Source organism: Psychromonas sp. 14N.309.X.WAT.B.A12, assembly GCF_030397575.1.
Classification (GTDB): domain Bacteria; phylum Pseudomonadota; class Gammaproteobacteria; order Enterobacterales; family Psychromonadaceae; genus Psychromonas.
This window is the reverse complement of record NZ_JAPNXS010000003.1, coordinates 79,831-96,497: the sequence shown is the minus strand read 5'-3', so window position 1 is coordinate 96,497 and position 16,667 is coordinate 79,831. Positions and strand designations below refer to the sequence as shown.

Annotated in this window: 13 protein-coding genes; 3 read left to right on the top strand and 10 right to left on the bottom strand. The window is 36.2% G+C overall.

Annotated features, from left to right (window positions below):
- Positions 1–102 precede the first annotated feature (102 nt).
- Positions 103–1,125 carry a hypothetical protein gene (locus OW492_RS05300; RefSeq protein WP_290038896.1) on the top strand — a complete coding sequence of 341 codons (1,023 nt, stop codon included), beginning with the start codon at positions 103–105 and terminating at the stop codon, positions 1,123–1,125.
- A 77-nt stretch (positions 1,126–1,202) separates the two neighbouring features.
- On the opposite strand, the gene OW492_RS05295 is transcribed toward OW492_RS05300, so the two are convergent.
- The 7 genes from OW492_RS05295 to prsK form a co-directional block, all read right to left on the bottom strand.
- Positions 1,203–3,821, bottom strand: a complete 2,619-nt coding sequence (locus OW492_RS05295; RefSeq protein WP_290038895.1) for a tetratricopeptide repeat protein — start codon at positions 3,819–3,821, stop codon at positions 1,203–1,205.
- Between the two features lie 39 nt (positions 3,822–3,860).
- Entirely contained in the window at positions 3,861–5,207 is a 1,347-nt protein-coding gene (prsR, locus tag OW492_RS05290; RefSeq protein WP_290038894.1) for a PEP-CTERM-box response regulator transcription factor, read from the bottom strand.
- Positions 5,208–5,217: 10 nt separating this feature from the next.
- Positions 5,218–6,465, bottom strand: coding sequence for a hypothetical protein (locus OW492_RS05285; protein WP_290038893.1), 1,248 nt, complete (start codon positions 6,463–6,465; stop codon positions 5,218–5,220).
- A 202-nt stretch (positions 6,466–6,667) separates the two neighbouring features.
- Positions 6,668–7,426, bottom strand: coding sequence for an AAA family ATPase (locus tag OW492_RS05280; RefSeq protein ID WP_290038892.1), 759 nt, complete (start codon positions 7,424–7,426; stop codon positions 6,668–6,670).
- Position 7,427: 1 nt separating this feature from the next.
- On the bottom strand, positions 7,428–8,972 hold the full coding sequence (locus OW492_RS05275) for an XrtA system polysaccharide chain length determinant (protein WP_290038891.1): 1,545 nt from the start codon (positions 8,970–8,972) through the stop codon (positions 7,428–7,430).
- Between the two features lie 2 nt (positions 8,973–8,974).
- Positions 8,975–9,583: an XrtA/PEP-CTERM system exopolysaccharide export protein gene (locus tag OW492_RS05270; protein WP_290038890.1), complete on the bottom strand. Its 609-nt coding sequence runs from the start codon at positions 9,581–9,583 to the stop codon at positions 8,975–8,977.
- 120 nt (positions 9,584–9,703) lie between these two features.
- Entirely contained in the window at positions 9,704–11,743 is a 2,040-nt protein-coding gene (gene prsK / locus OW492_RS05265; RefSeq protein ID WP_290038889.1) for an XrtA/PEP-CTERM system histidine kinase PrsK, read from the bottom strand.
- Between the two features lie 581 nt (positions 11,744–12,324).
- Between prsK and OW492_RS05260 the strand changes: the two genes are divergently transcribed.
- Positions 12,325–12,762, top strand: coding sequence for a methyl-accepting chemotaxis protein (locus OW492_RS05260; protein WP_290038888.1), 438 nt, complete (start codon positions 12,325–12,327; stop codon positions 12,760–12,762).
- A gap of 172 nt (positions 12,763–12,934) precedes the next feature.
- Here OW492_RS05260 and OW492_RS05255 read toward each other — a convergent pair whose 3' ends face one another.
- Both OW492_RS05255 and gloB read right to left on the bottom strand, forming a co-directional pair.
- Positions 12,935–14,536, bottom strand: a complete 1,602-nt coding sequence (locus OW492_RS05255) for a LysM peptidoglycan-binding domain-containing protein (RefSeq protein ID WP_290038887.1) — start codon at positions 14,534–14,536, stop codon at positions 12,935–12,937.
- 57 nt (positions 14,537–14,593) lie between these two features.
- Positions 14,594–15,361 (bottom strand): hydroxyacylglutathione hydrolase, encoded by a 768-nt coding sequence (gloB, locus tag OW492_RS05250; protein ID WP_290038886.1) that lies wholly within the window; start codon positions 15,359–15,361, stop codon positions 14,594–14,596.
- 37 nt (positions 15,362–15,398) lie between these two features.
- Between gloB and OW492_RS05245 the strand changes: the two genes are divergently transcribed.
- Entirely contained in the window at positions 15,399–16,133 is a 735-nt protein-coding gene (locus OW492_RS05245; RefSeq protein ID WP_290038885.1) for a methyltransferase domain-containing protein, read from the top strand.
- On the opposite strand, the gene rnhA is transcribed toward OW492_RS05245, so the two are convergent.
- Entirely contained in the window at positions 16,130–16,591 is a 462-nt protein-coding gene (gene rnhA, locus OW492_RS05240; RefSeq protein ID WP_290038884.1) for a ribonuclease HI, read from the bottom strand. The genes OW492_RS05245 and rnhA overlap by 4 nt on opposite strands.
- Between the last annotated feature and the right edge of the window lie 76 nt (positions 16,592–16,667).

The following is a 16,667-nucleotide window of genomic DNA, read 5'->3' as shown; positions in this document are numbered from 1 at the left end:
TTGTGTTGTAAATCTTAACGGAATTTAATAACATTTTTTTACAATAAAAAGATAAAAAACTAGCCTTATTAGGTATTAACTAATTGAACAGGAAAGGAAAAAATGAAAAAAACAGATTACTTAATAAGCCTAGATTATGAGCTTTTTTTTGGAAAAAATACAGGTTCTATAGAAGACTGTATGATTACGCCTACCAATAAACTGATTACCCTATTAAATAAATATAATAGTCGTGTTTGCCTTTTTGTAGATGCTGGCTTTTTAGTTAAATTAAAAGAATATGCAGACAGTTTCCCTGAATTAGCAAAACAATACCGTGATATTAAGCAACAATTATTAACACTCTCCAAAGCGGGTCATGATATACAGCTTCATATCCACCCCCATTGGGTAGATACTACCTACGACCAAGATGGCTGGCATATTGATACCAGCAGGTATCGATTACATGACTTCTCTGACTCAGAAATAAACGAGATTGTACGTAGCTATAAAGCAGAGCTCACCACCTGTACTTTACAACCGATATTTGCATATCGTGCAGGAGGGTGGTGTTTACAACCCTTTGATACACTATCTAAAGCCTTATCAGACAATGGTATTTGGCTGGACAGCACCTTGTTTAATCAAGGTTACTCATCGGATCCTACACGCTATTTTGATTTCACTAATATGCCGCAACAACCTTATTGGACTTTCTCGACAGATCCTTTAAAGCCCGATACTCAAGGGCAGTTTCTAGAAATACCTATAAGTGCTTTCAAAACATCGCCTTTATTTTTTTGGAAACTTGCCTTCCATAAGAAGGTTTCAAGTAAAAAATTTAAAAGCTTTGGCAATGGCCAGGCGATGGTAGCCAATAAACAATATTATATAGAGAGGCTAACTAAAACGACCTATGGTCCGGTAATGATTGATGGCGCTAAAGCAGGACAGCTAGAAGCCGCACTAAAGTCACATCATAAACAAAACGCTGGTGCTATCTTCAATATTATGGGCCATCCTAAGAGCCTTGCCCCTTATTCATTAACTAAACTAGATCAGTTTTTGAATAATAACCCACATCTTCAGTGCAAAACCTTTCAAAACTTTAGGCACTTAATGCCAAATAGAATACAGGGTTAAAAAGGTAGAATTAAAAAACCAGTGTTTAACTAATAAACACTGGTCTAAATGCTACAACTAATCTATTTAGATAACGCTTACTCTGACACTTCCTGCCAATGTTTTTGAATTTCAACATTATCGGGTAGTAACGTTAACGCTTTCTTAATTAACGGCCTAGCTTCAGCAGTTTTTCCAGACTGATACAGAATCCAACCATAGGTATCTAAAACAGCAGGGTTATTCGGTGCAACTTCATAGGCTTTAGCAGCTAATACTTCTGCTTTAGGATTTTTCTCTAATGAGTATAACCATGCAGCATTATTTAAGCTCCTTAGTTCATTAGGCGACACACTCAAGACCTTTTCATAAGCCTGAATAGCAGCTTCGTTTTCACCCTTGGCTTGTAATAACATGCCGTTGTTTAAATTTGCATATAAGCTAGAAGGCGCAGCAACTAACCATTTACTTAAAAATGCTTCAGCTTTACTTTTATCGGACTGCTGATAAATTTTATAGAGCTCAACGGCAATTTCGTCATTATTATTTTTGTTCCATTCGTCTGTTAATAACTGTATTGCTGTTGTGTCATCTTTTTGGGTCATAGCCAACTGAGCTTTCAATACCACAACTTGGGGATTATGAGGTAAAATAACCTCTACTTGTTTCAATACTTTATCTGCTTCTGCATATTGACCTGATAAGGTCTCAATCGCAGCTAATCTCATTAAAAAGATTGGTTTTGTAGGAGTCAATTGCAACTGTGCCAGAGTTAATTCTCTTGCACTGGTATAATCCTTAGATCGGATTGCCGCAATAATTCTTTGGTTACTGATTTGCTGTTGTAATGTATCACCTTTATCCACCAGCTCTACGGGGAGATTAACTGCTTTCTTAATCATTTTATCAGCCTGAGAAAATTGCTTTTTCTGAAACTGATAATCAGCTAACACAAGTGCCAATACACTTGGATTATGCTTATTTGATAAGCTTTCTTCCATATTAAGTGGATCTTTGTTTTGCTGTTGAGTGCTAATAACAGCCCCGTAATAAGCTTTAATTTGCTCAGGATACAAATCTATAATTTGATTATAATAGGTAAATGCTGATGACCAGTCTTGCTGTAGCTGTTTACTTTGCGCTAACCCATAATATGCTTGAACATTATCAGAAATTTTGAGGGTCTGATTAAATGATTGCTCAGCTAAAGCATATTGATTTCTGTATAAATAATAATTGGCAATTAATAAACGAGTCCCTACTGCTTCTCCAGGTTTATTGACTTCATTAGCAATAAAACGATCCGCTTCTTCCAAACGTTGCATTGCGATTAGTTTTTTTAAATAAACCGTTTGCAACGAAAGGTCTGAGCTATTTTTAGCTAAACCAGCGGCCAATAAGTCTAGTACTTCTTGCTCTTTGTCTGGAGATTTCTCATTCAAATAACTGCTTTCTATTAAAGTCAGTTTAGGTGAATCTGGAAATAGTTTTTTGATACGCGCAATCGCTATATCTGCTTTATCAAATTGCTTTTCAGCAATCGCGGCAATCGCATATAAGGTCAATGTATCTAAACGCTCCTCATACTCAATAACGCCATCCAAAATATCTAAAACGTCATGGCTTTGATTAAGCTTAAGTTGAGTCATTGCATAGATTTGGGTTAATTGAGGCGTGTTAACTTCAGGATCAATCATGCCAGATAAGTATTTTTCTGCGCCATTAATATCCCCTTCCGTATATAAAATAACACCAAGCATAGTAGATGCTTTTTTATTTTTAGGGTCTATTTCTAATATTTTTTGTAAAGCTTCTTTTGCTTCACCTAACTGCTTTCTTTTGTAATATTCTTGCGCTGAAACATAATACTCATTGATCGTTGTGGCTGTAGGGAATTCATCACTTAAAATACGAGAGTATAATAGCGCTTCTGAGCTGCGACCTTGTGAAGTTAAAATCGATGTTAACGCCTTAAGAATATTAATTCGCTCTGGCGTAAATATATCCGATGAAGGTAATTCACTTAATGCAAAAGACAGTGTGCTTTCAGCTTGCTCTATTTGACCTTTCTCAAGTAATAAAAAGCCTTTTAACATTAAGGCTTCAGTATTTTTAGGCTCATTCATTATCGCTTTTTCTAACAGTGTTAAAGCGGCTTCTTTGTCATTATTACCCGCGGCAATCCTTGCCTCACCGATGAAACCATCACTTTCAAAACCTGCTTGCTGTTGTAGCTCAGTAAAGCTTAATAATGCTTGCTCAGGTTTATTTTCTAATAATAACAACTTCGCCTGTAATAATTTGAAGCTATTTCCCTTTGAAGACAATAGCTCAGATTGTTGCTCAATCAGCTTATTTGCTGAAATAACTTTCTTAGTGCGTTGGTAAGACTCTAATAATAATAAATAGAAATCAGCATCTTTTTGCCCCTGGTAACGGTTTAGAACCTCAAGCGCTTGATTAGACTGTCCAAGCTTATTATAAACTTTTGCTAAGATAACATAGCCATCTTGATGATCAGGGTAAAGGAGAACAGCATTACTTGCGGAATTAATTGCTGCTTTGAATTGACTTTGTTCTAGATAGGTTTTGCCTTGTTGACTATATTGAGCCAATTCAGCAACATTTTCAGCGTTAGAGTCGTCATTACATGCAGTAATAAATAAACTACTGGCTAATACTAACGAACTAAACATGACGGTAGATGATTTTTTCATTTTCTTCCCTTATAAAAGGTAGCTGAACTAGCTTTATAATTATTGCATATCGTATTTTTTCATTAGGTCATACAAGGTTGGTCTTGTGATGCCTAATGATTTAGCGGCTGCGCTGATATTATGATCAGAGGCAATTAATGCTTGTTTTAATGCATTCACTTCTGCATTTCGTCGAATCTCTTTGAGGTTTAGCGGCGCAACTTCTTCATTCGCTAACCCTAAATCTAACGCACTGATATATTTAAGATCGCACATGATTGCTGCACGCTTAATTTTATTTTCCATTTCGCGTACATTGCCCGGCCAAGTGTGATTTTCAATACCATTAACGGCATCCTCTGAAAACCCGATAATTTGTAGTTTTTGTTTTTTTACATATTTATTTAATAGGTACTTCGCTAATAATAACTTATCTGAGCCACGCTCTCTTAAAGGGGGGATATCGATTTGTATTTCAGCAATACGGTAATAAAGATCTTCTCTAAACTCACCGGTCTCCACTAATTTATCGAGGTCTTTATGTGTTGCACAAATAATACGCGTATCGATATCTATCTGTTTCCTTCCACCAACACGCTCAATCACTCGCTCTTGTAAAAAACGCAATAACTTAGCTTGTAAATGAAGTGGCATATCACCGATTTCATCTAAAAATAGTGTACCTTTATGCGCTAATTCTATTTTACCGACAGTACTTTTTACTGCGCCAGTAAATGCCCCTTTTTCATAACCAAATAATTCACTTTCGATAAGGTTTTCAGGAATGGCTGCACAGTTAATCGCGACCATTTTATTATCTTTGCGTAAACTTAATTGATGCAATGAATTCGCAATCACCTCTTTACCAGTACCACTTTCACCGATTAATAAGCAAGAGGCATCTGTTGGTGCTATTTTTTCCACCATATTGCAGATTTTTAACATCTTAGTATCACTAGCAATCAAACCATTCAACATCGACTCCTGTTGATTGTTTAATTGCCTATTTTTCTCTTCAAGATGATAGATATGAAATGCACGTTGAACGATTAAGTCCAAGGTATCAGGGTCGACAGGCTTAGCATAAAAGTCATATGATCCTAATTTAACCGCTTGCATTGCATGTTCGTTACCTTCATTCCCTGTCATGACAATAATTTTCATGTGTGGACTTAAATGTAATGCTTGTTGCAGTAGCTCAAAGCCTTCCGTTACCCCATCTTCATCTGGCGGTAAACCTAGATCTTGAATCATTACTTTTGGCTCATGCAATCGTATCGCAGAAATTGCTTCTTTCTGGTTAGCTGCGGTAATGACATTGTAGTCCGCAAAGTGCCACTTCAGTTGAGTTTGCAACCCCAAATCATCTTCAACAATTAATAATGCATCTGCTTTATTATTTTTCAATCTTCAATCCTTAATATTTAAACTCGACACTCGCGGTATATTGCATCTCATCATAGCTATTGGATTCGTTCTCTACAGACTGTTTATAATAATTAGCTTGTAAAGAAAAACTTAAATGAGGGCGGAAGGCATAGCTACTGCCAAGAGTCGCGTTAGCCGCTTGTTTATCGAAATTAGTATTCACTGTTGATTCACTATAACCAACTGATAAAAACGTATTCATTTTTTTAGTCGTTTGTAAGCTAAAATAAGTAGAAGCTCCCCAACGCGGTTCGACATCATCGCTGACAATTTCAGTTTCTTGCTGATAGTACAAAGTATTACTATTACTTAGGCGGTTTGTAATAAAGAACTGATGTTGTAAGTCAACTCTATCTACCCATTGAATTTCTGCATCATCACTAGCACTTTCATCACTGTTATCTAATACATCATTACCGGAGCCCAATGATGAATCGCTTAATTCTCTTTGTGCAGTTAACGAAAGGCTTTGTCGACTAAATTGGTAACTATAAGATAACTTGAAAATAGCCCCTCCTTCGTCCCCTTGATCAGAAGTTAGGTGGCTATAACCTAATTGCACCAGATATAAGCCTTCACGCAGTTTACCGTCAATAGAAGCATTAACATTAGTTTGTGTGTAATCAAAATTCGAAGAAAGATACTCTACTTTATTAACATCCGTTGCAACTTCTAAACGAGCTTTTGCTGATAACTCATTATACCAAGTTACTCCAACACCATGGCGATTAGTGTCTTGATCATCATCGTCAGTGTAGCGAGTTGCAGTAAAATCATAATCAAGCTCTATACCCGCTCTTGATGAGTAAGGAATAACCCAAACAGGATTAATGGTGAAGACGTCTCTGTCTCCTGTGTTTTCAGGAACATCAAGTCCGGCTTCATCCAATAAATAAGAGCGCCTAAAGTGCGTTAAATTGAGTGTTAGGTTTTTACTAAAAAGCTGCTGGCTGATACTTAAGCTACCTGAGACATCACCTTCATTGTCTAAGCTATCTTCACTATAGGTTGTGTAATAAGCAGAATAATCTAATGCAGTGCGATTAGTTGCTGTTTGGTTAAAATAACCTACCCCTAGATCTGCTTGTTGTTCATAGCCAGATTGCTTATTACTGTTGGATTGAGTGATATTATCACTTTGTGTGTGTGATAACCCAAATGACACATAACTCTCACTAACAGAGCTAGGTAAATCATTTGCTAACGCGATGCTTGGTAATAAACCCAAACATCCCATTTCGAGCAACCTCAGATAGCATTTTTTTAGTTTCATATTCACACACTGCCTATATTAAACCTTGTAATGACTCATTTTCGTTATGCAGATTAATAAACACGTAGCGCTTAATAATTTAATATTCAGGATTACGTATTACTGCTACCCATGTCATGCTTTACACTATTATCTTTAAGCTTTTCATAAACATTTCAAATAAGTATTACTGATTATTAAGAACGACCCCTGCTAATTTATCTTTTCCTAGTGCATCAATGCCCGCCTCGACTTGCGATGAATTAGATTGTCCATATCCAACAACCAATAATGCGGTATCACAAATAGACGCTAATATCTGTGTTTCTGCATATAAACCAATAGGCGGCGTATCAATAATAATGAACCGATCTGGATAACGGTTTTTAACTGAGTTAATAAAGTTTTGCATTTTATTAGATGAAAAAAGCTCTGCCGCATGAATCGTATTATTACCTACAGGGATAACGCGAACTCTAGGAATGCCTGACGGATAAATAATGTCCGTAATCGCATCAGTATCCCTTGCTAAAAAGTTAGTTAAACCTAAAGTCGGCTTCTCCTTGAGGTAAGAAGCAATACGTGGTTTATAGATATTACAATCGATCACTAATGCGGTTTTACCTTGGTCTAAGGCAATACTGGTTGCTAAGTTCATGCTGACATGACTTGTCCCTGATTGTTGAGATATGCCCGTCACCATACAAATAAAATTATTATGCTGCATTTTATTAAATAGATTGGTACGTAACTCTCGGTATGCATTCAAAGTTTTGTAATCGTCTAAACCAGGGTAAATAATTTTTAATTGATCAAGTTCTTTTGCAGATAATAAAGGTGCTTCTGCCATCTCTGCTATCTGGTTGGTATTAACCGAATCAGGCATCAAAGCATCATTATTTTGCAATGCTGTTGTATTCGTCGAAGAAGTTTCAGATACAGACATATTAAAACGCTCCTAATCTAATAATGTTGTCTAAAGAGGCGCCATATTTAAAGGCAAGCGCAATGGCAACATAACCAGACATACAGACAATATAATAAAGTAATAAAAAGGTATTATGTAAACGGCGTGTTTTACTTTCAGAACGGCAAGTCGCATGCGGAATGCTCGCCAATAACATAGTGCCTTCGATATTTTTAATTTCTGATGAGAACCTGATTTTTGAATCAACTAGAATTTTAGCGACAAAAACACCAATAATAACTAACAATGCAACCAGTGGTCCGGCAATGAAAAAGTGAATAAAACGAGCACCAATAGGTTTATTTGGGTACGCTGCAGCTTCTTGTAGTTTGTAGTTCACTCCCTGACCTTGGATATCAAGCACCATTGAAATTCGTGCTTTTTCTTTTTTAGTTAACATCTCTTCATATTGTTCCTGGAAAACACTGTAATCACGTGTTAACTCTGACAATTCAGCTTTATTATTAGCGATACGTTTACGACGTTCGTAAGATTCATCTAATAGCCGATTAAAGGCTTTTAATCGATTTACTAGCGTACGATTCTCAACTTGAGCAGCAGATAGTAAGCTTCTTAACTCTTCATATAAGGGATTAAAATCTCCACTCACAGTACTCTCTGCACTCTCTTTAGTGCCAATTTCAGAAATTACTTTTTCCAAATCATTAATTTGATAATTGATATCAATAATCGCAGGATAACTATCTTCATAGTTAACCTGTAAGGCCGCTTTTTGCTTTTTTAATTCTCTTAACTGACTATTGTAAACAGCACTTTCATAATTATTATCGGCATATTTACTTTCTCTTGAGAGCTGTCGTCTTAGGCTACCTACACGTGTATTACTCTCTTGAATTTGAATATTCATCTCTTCAATAGAGGCACGTAAACTAGCAATACGGCTATTTACTTCATCTTCAGTGCCATCAAAATTATTCGATTGAAAACTTTTAAGCTTTTCTTCGGCATTTAATAGCAATGATTTATAAGAAGCAGCTTGTTGATCAATAAAGTTGAATGCACTTCGACTCTCTTCACGCTTTGTATCTGCGCTATCTTCAATAAACACAGAAACGACTTTATTTAATATTTCAAAAGTCTTATCTGCACTATCGTCTTTATAAGACACTTGAATATAGTTACCTGAACGTCCTTCGATAGTCAGATTTTTACGTACTTGGCTAATTTTAATATCTTTCGATAACGGTGTTGGAAAAGCATCTTCACCATACACACTATCAACTACCTGAGACAAAATACGAGGAGAGTAAATAATATCTCGTACTTGATTACTTCGATTCTGCTTAAGCTCAGTGACCGATGCTTTAGACCCCAATAAGGGCTTAATAATATTTTGGTTATCGGCAAAAATAGTAATAGAGCTAGAGTAGCTTGGTGGTCGCAGTATGCCGACAAACATAATCGTAAAACTAATCAAGGTGACCACAAAAGCCACCTTAAATTTCCGCTGACACATTTCACGCCAAACAACTGCGGCGTACTTAAAGATCTCAGTAATATCCATTGTTAAAACACACTCTCAGGTATAATTAAAATATCAGATGGACGTAACGTGTAATTGGTCTCTAATATTCCACGATATAAGATATCCTCAACATTGACATGGTAAGGCTTAATACCCTCGGGAGTTTTTCTGTATAAAATCGATTCATCTGCATTAGCAAATTCAGTTAATCCACCCGCCTCTAACACTAGATCTAATACGTTAAGATCGGTGTAATAAGGAATAGATAATGGCGCATTCACAGCACCAGTAATGCGCACTCGACTTGAGTAAGACGCACTGTTTGCAGCTTGTACAACCACAGTAACATTAGGCGCTCGGATATATTTACTTAGCTTATCAGCGAGTTCTGTCGCCAATGCTTCAGGTGTTAACCCCTGTGCTTGTGCATCACCGACTAACGGCATTGAAATTTTACCATCAGGACGTACTGGTACACTGATTGATAACTCTGTATTTTTCCATACACTTACTAGTAACTGATCATTGTTCCCTATTTTATATTCAGAAAACTTCACTCGATCAGCATAAGGTGCTTCACTCAACACTTCTGTCTTTGCACATCCAGAAATAATCACGGCACAACACAGTGCTATAAGGTAATTTTTCATATCCATCTCTCTTTTAAAATTTAACTAATAAACATTATATTAAGAGTAAAACATTAATCTAATGGCTACTCCCTCGCACTTTAACATTCCATCTATGATAACTGTTTTGAAAATTGTTAATTAACTTAGCATGGGTAAATATATTGAAAATTTACTCCCTATCTGAGGCGTGCTTTCAACAATTAATTCACCATTTAAGCCATGGATAATTTCACGAATTTGAAAGGCGCCAATGCCCATCCCTTCATTTTCTTTGGTGCTGTTAAATGGCTGAAACAGCTCATTTTTAATAAACGCTTGGTCCATTCCAATACCAGTATCAGTAATATCTATCCAAATTTGATCATCATGACTACGTAGATGTAAAGTCAGCGTTCCATCATCAGCCGTGGCATCTTGAGCATTTTTGATTAAATGATTAATAGCCATTAATAACTTATCATTATCCCCATTAATAAAAGCACTATCGCAATCAGAAGTAAAAACAGGACTTGGCAATCCGTTCATATTCATCTTTACAGCTTGTTTAAGCAATTCATGTAAATTAATAGTTTTTGACTCAACTTCTCCCTTTATTTTTTTAAGGAGCTGATCCATTTTATTCACCGAATTTGCAATAGTTGCAATAACATCATCAATAAACTCTGGATGATGTTTATATTTTTCCGCATTTTTTACAACTAATCCCTGTTGAGCAATTAAATTTTTAATATCATGAATAGCAAAAGCAGATATTTTATTAAACATGTCAAATTGCTGATTTTGGATTAGCTTCTCAGATGCTTGCTCTTGACTAATATAACTGGCAATTTGGCGGCCGGTTAACTTAAGCAAATCAAGATCTTCCCACGTTAATTTTTCTTTTTCATTCAAATTACTTTTACACAATACAGCAAAACCGATTAAACCGGATGCACTATTAAGAGGTAGTATTATCCATATCCCTTCAATATTAGGCACCCACTCAGGTAAATAAGAGTTATATTGAGCATCGTATTTATTGGCGTATTCGCTTGCTTGAAAAATCCATTCCTCTTCTTCTAGCTTTTGTATCAAATCACTATGGTGTGACTCAATAGGAAAACTTCCTGAGAAGTTCAGGTTTTGTGTGGCGACAGAGGTATAAAATTGCTGCCCTTTCACCCAAATACCACCAGCATTACAATGAAATATGGTTTTTAATGCATTAAGCGAAATATCATAACAGTTTTGATTTTTGTGCTGTTTGGATAGTAATGAATCAAGTTGAATCCACTGTTTTTTATAATCATATTTATGTGCAAAGAAATGTTTACTTGTCCACACAACAAAGCTATCTCTTATTTTTTCAGACAAGGATAAGGCAATCAGCAAGAACACTGCGAGTACATATAAAATTACTTTTGATGCACTTAACCAACTAATTTCAAAATAATCAAAGGCAGAGGCAAGTAAAGCAATCGCAATTAAAAAGCCACCGACCACAGTTAAGCTTGTATTGAAAATAATCACGCTATTAGAAAGCTTGAAACGGCTGCGCTCTTTTAATTGATTCGCATAAAATATAATACTTAACGCTAAGATTAATGAAGTAACCGAGCTAATAACCGTTCTGGTTTCCCATAAAGAAGCATGTAAATCACTGCTTAACAACAATAACGAAAAAACAATAATGTCATAAGAAAAAAGAATAAAAGCAACAAGAGCAACTAACTTGGTCATGCGACTAGAATGATCATCTCGAATCAACTGTTCACAAATAACCACTCCAAATAACCCTAATAGGATTTTAAGGTACAGCGCTAATACAGGAGAAGGGAATAGCGCTTCGTTATCTATATTATATAAAAACAGGACTAATATAATCGTCAAAGCTGTGTACAAACTATACGCCCAACTATTAGGCAACTTTGATTGCCTGCTGAGCATTAATAGATAAAGTAAAACGATGATCCAAGACAAATATCGGAGTGATTCTAATAATAGAAAACTCCATGAAAAGGACGCTGCAGAGATAGACTCAGGTACTGAACTATGCCAAATAACAGAAATAACAGCGCAAGCAAATAGACTAATTCTAATACGTAGAATAGGTACTTTAAAAAGAATAATGATCGCTAATGCTATTTCCACACAGCTTTTTAACCAGTTCCCTTCTAGTAAACTGAGACTAAATTCCATTTATGACTTCTCTTCTATGCATCCATACTCACAATAAATTCAAACAATTACATCAAAAAAAAGTATGAGATTATTAAACAAAATCAATTATAGCTTCCAAGATAAAAAAAATGCAACGTTTGATAGTACACACTACCGCTATAAAGTTTGAATTATCTAATATGGAGTAGTCAAAGACGCTTACCAAACTGGCTAGTGATTATTTTAAAGTGATACAAATATACGAATAAAATAGTTTATTTAACGAACAAATAGCTAATCAAAAACTATACTATTCAATCAAATAAATACATTAAAGCTAAACTCTGCACATTTAAAAGCACATGAATAATATGAAATGCACCTCAATACGCTTGTAAGGCACTAGTATACATTTCCATTAATAGCCCATTGTTTTAACACTTAGCCAATGAAAAAGTTTAAGTGCCGTACAATACCCACTTCCTAGCATCCAAAGCCAGCATCATAAAATATTTTGTGATGGTACTTTTTATCAAGAGAACCCTACATTTTGGGAAGGCTTACAGCGACATTAATTTAAAACTGGGCAGTTCCTCAGAAAAGGTGAAAATAGCAATGATTTGTGGCTTCAAGCCACCTATAACCTAAGCGTAGATCAAAGTAATAAAGTAATTAAATTCGCTAGTAGCATTACACATAATGCCGAACGTGAAGCTTTAGTTAAAAACGCATCGATGCTCGCAGACCAAACCAACTTATTAGCATTAAATGCAGCTATAGAAGCTGCTAGAGCAGGTGAACAAGGTCGAGGTTTTCCCGTGGTAGCAGATGAAGTAAGGCAGTTAGCTTCATGTACAACAGAGTCAACCAAAGAGATATCAGATGTAGTCACAAATAACCAAGAAGTAACACAAAATGTGCAACAAGCTATCAATGCAGTATCTGAACTTGCAGAGAAAGGGAGACAGCAAGTTCAACATATTGAACAGGCAATGAGTGACATTCAATTGGCTGCTCATAATGTCTCTGAAAGCGTAGATAGCCTAAACAAAACCTAATAGACGAACATGACTTAAATTTTTCTGTACCACTATTATTTCTGGTTATTCATATATCTAGAAATAATATATTTAGCATTAATAAAACTAGAGTTATTCACGCTAAGTGCCATGCAGAGTAAAGCACAACTCTTAGCTTGAACTGACTATTCATAATAATATAAAGCCGGTTTTAAGTATTAGACTTAGTAACATCAACATATACTTGAAGCTGCTGACCTATCTTAATGTACTTACTATTTTTAATTTTATTCCAACGAATTAAGTCTGCTGTTTTCACTTTAAATTTCTGTGCTATACCACCTAAAGAATCTCCCGAGCGCACATGATAAGTGACTTTTCTGGTAATATTCTTATCTTGCGTAATAGCTAAAGTCGGCACAGCTTTCCAAATCGTTAACTTCTCTCCTAAACGTAATGTTTTTTTAACGTTAAAACCATTCCACTTAGCAATTTGCATAGAGGTTACTTTATACTCTTTACTAATATCCCAAAGCGTATCGCCCTCTACTACTTTATGTATTACCTTTTTATTGGTTGTCGCACTTGTTGCAGCTATTTTTTCATACTGTTCTGCTTGTAAAGATAAATTCTGCTGCTGCTCTTTAGTTGCAATCGGTATTAATAACGCTTGGCCAACTTTAATAAATGAACTATCTAAATCATTAATCTGTTTTAAAACACGTGTTGTTGTTTGTTTTCTTTGAGCAATGACACTCAAGCTATCCCCCGATCTCACTAGGTAACGATCCCAACGAATGCGTTGGCTTTTATCTATTTTAGCTAGCTTGTTTGAGAATTGCTCCGCGATCGCTGTCGGTAGTAACAAACGATGTGGTCCTTCAGGGGAAGTTGCCCAATGATTAAATGCAGGGTTCAATAATTGAATTTCAGAGACCGTCAGTTCGGATAATTCAGCCGCGTAAGCTAAATCCATCTGAGATTCGATATCGACATAAGTCAGGGCTTGAGTATTAGGGATATGTGGTAGCTCTATACCATAAGCTTCATGATTACGTAAAATATCCACTAACGCTAGGAACTTAGGTACATATTTTTGCGTTTCTTTAGGTAAAGACAGACTCCAATAGTCAGTTGGTTTACCGGCTTTTTTATTTTTTCTAATGGCTCTTTCTACTCGCCCTTCACCAGAATTATAAGCAGCAAAGGCATATAACCAATCCTTCCCTAAGTAATTGTGTAGCACTTGCATATAATTTAAAGCACTACGAGTTGATGCATAAACATCTCTTCGCCCGTCGTACCACCAATCTTGTTGTAAACCAAAACGTTGTCCTGAAGTTGGCATAAACTGCCATAACCCTGATGCGCCAGCAGGTGAATAAGCAAAGGGGTCAAAGGCACTTTCCACAATAGGTAATAAAGCAATTTCAAGTGGTAGGTTGTTATTTTCAATTTGCTCGACGATCAACCACAGAAAAGGCTCAGCACGTTTTGATACACGCTGAAGGTATGCAGGATGTTTTAAGTAGTAATCACGCTGTGCAGCAATGCGAGGGTTATCAGGCACTTCAAATTCAAAACCTTCTGCTAATTTTAGCCAAAGGTTATCATAGTGTCTTTCAGCAAAAGGAACCTCTACTTCGACACTTTTAGTGACATTAGCGTGTTTCACCACTCCGCTATTGCTTACTATCTGAGTGTTATCTAAAACTTCTTCGCTAGATAACTCAACAGGGGCAGTTGTTTGTAATGAAGTGCTTTGACAAGCACTCAGGAGAAAAGTAAAAAATATAGAGAAAAACAATTTCATTGTTGAGCCATTTTCAAAAAAGTAGGCCGTGTATTCTATGTGCTTTTCTCTATTGAATCAAAAATGATCTTTGTGAGTACGCAAAGCCTTGAATAATCCCTCTCCAGCAGTTATCGGCTGGGCTAATATATTCTGCACATTCGCTAACAATGCAGGATCTTCACAACGTAAAAAAGGATTTATAAGTTTTTCCTTTGCAATCGTCGTTGGAATGGTAGGTACCCCTTGTTGGCGTAATTTACTAACTTGCTTAATATAACCTAATAAATCTTGGTTATTTGGATCAACAGCTAACGCAAAAATTAGGTTGTTTTGTGTATATTCATGGGCACAATAAACTTTAGTATTATCATTTAATGAGCTTAATCGCGATAAGGCTTGATACATCTGTTGATGTGTCCCTTCAAAAACACGCCCACAACCACCTGAAAATAGAGTATCTCCACAAAATAGAACTTGTTCATTGAAGTAGGCAATATGATCTAATGTATGGCCTGCTACTTGGCATACTTTTAAGGTTAAGCGGCCGTCTAATAATGAAACTTGGTCATTGTCGTCAACTAATGTAGCTCCCTCAAAAAGTGGCGCTTTGCTAAATACTTTGATACCAGGGTTATCTGCTATTAATGCTGCGACACCACCAGTGTGATCATGATGGTGATGAGTGATCAGAATTGCTTCAATAAAAAGATCCTGCGCCGCTAATATTGCTAATACGGGCTCTGCTTCACCGGGATCAACAACAACACAGCGTTGGCTTTGACTATCTTTAATAAGCCAAATATAGTTGTCATCAAAAGCAGGTATAGTTAATACAGTAAACATAATTTGTCTCAACTTTCAGTTTAGGGGGTGAAAATAGATGAAAATAGCAAAAACGTCACGTAATTTAGCACCCATAACAGATTGGTTACAATTAAATAATGGGCGTTACTTACACGCACAAACACAACATTTGATAGATGAGGCTATTTCACATAGCTTTGGCTATCATCTATTAAAGCTAGGCCATTTAAGCACACAATTGAAGACCAATAAATGCCCTATTCTCCATCAAATTAATTGTGCGCAAGATGGTCAGGATATCGGCTTAAGAAGTGACTTGCACCACTTACCTTTTCAAGATGCGACTATAGACCTGTGTATTTTAGTCCATGAGCTCGACTTTTCTAGCGACCCACACCAGTTGTTAAGAGAGATAGATAGAGTCTTAACGCTAGATGGCATATTAATTATTAGTGGTTTTAATCCATACAGCTTATTTGGTTGCCGATCATTACTTTCTTCAAAAAGCGAACATACTGCCCGCCTGTTTGCACCTAACCGAGTGATAGATTGGTTGCATTTACTAGGCTTTGAAATAAAACAAAAAAAACACTTTGATTATATTTCTCCACAACCTAAAAATGCGATTTTATCATTGATAGAAAAAATAGGCCGACAATACCTATCAACCTTTTGTAGCATCTATTTTATTGTAGCAAAAAAGCAGTGCACGCCTATGACGCGCATAAAAACAGGGTTTAAATTTAACAAAGCAATTATCAATAACCGTCCTGTCGCCACTAAACAGTCACATTCGAAAACATCGTCTTAACCGTCAAACCCTTGATCCACTTGAATAGGGTTTGCTTCCGCCGCTTCTCGAGCTAAATCATCACAACGTTCATTTTCAGGATGTCCAGAGTGACCTTTTACCCAATGCCAATGTACCGTGTGTTTTTCTTGAGCTGCATCTAATGCTTTCCACAGGTCAACATTTTTAACTGGCGCTTTAGCTGCTGTTTTCCAGCCTCGTTTTTTCCAATTGTGGATCCATTGTGTGATCCCTTGACGCACGTATTGGCTATCAGTAGTAACATCAACTTCGCACTTTTCAGTTAAACTTTCTAGTCCTTTTACACAAGCAAGCATCTCCATTCGGTTATTGGTAGTTCTCGCATAACCTTCAGACAACTCTTTGCGATGCTCATTAAAAATCAAAATAGCGCCGTAACCACCTGGGCCAGGATTGCCAAGACATGAACCATCTGTATAAAGTTGGATTTTTTTCATTATTACCATCACATAAATTTGTTAGACTAGTACAATAATACTTAGCGAGTTATGCAGAGCAAACTGCGCAACAACT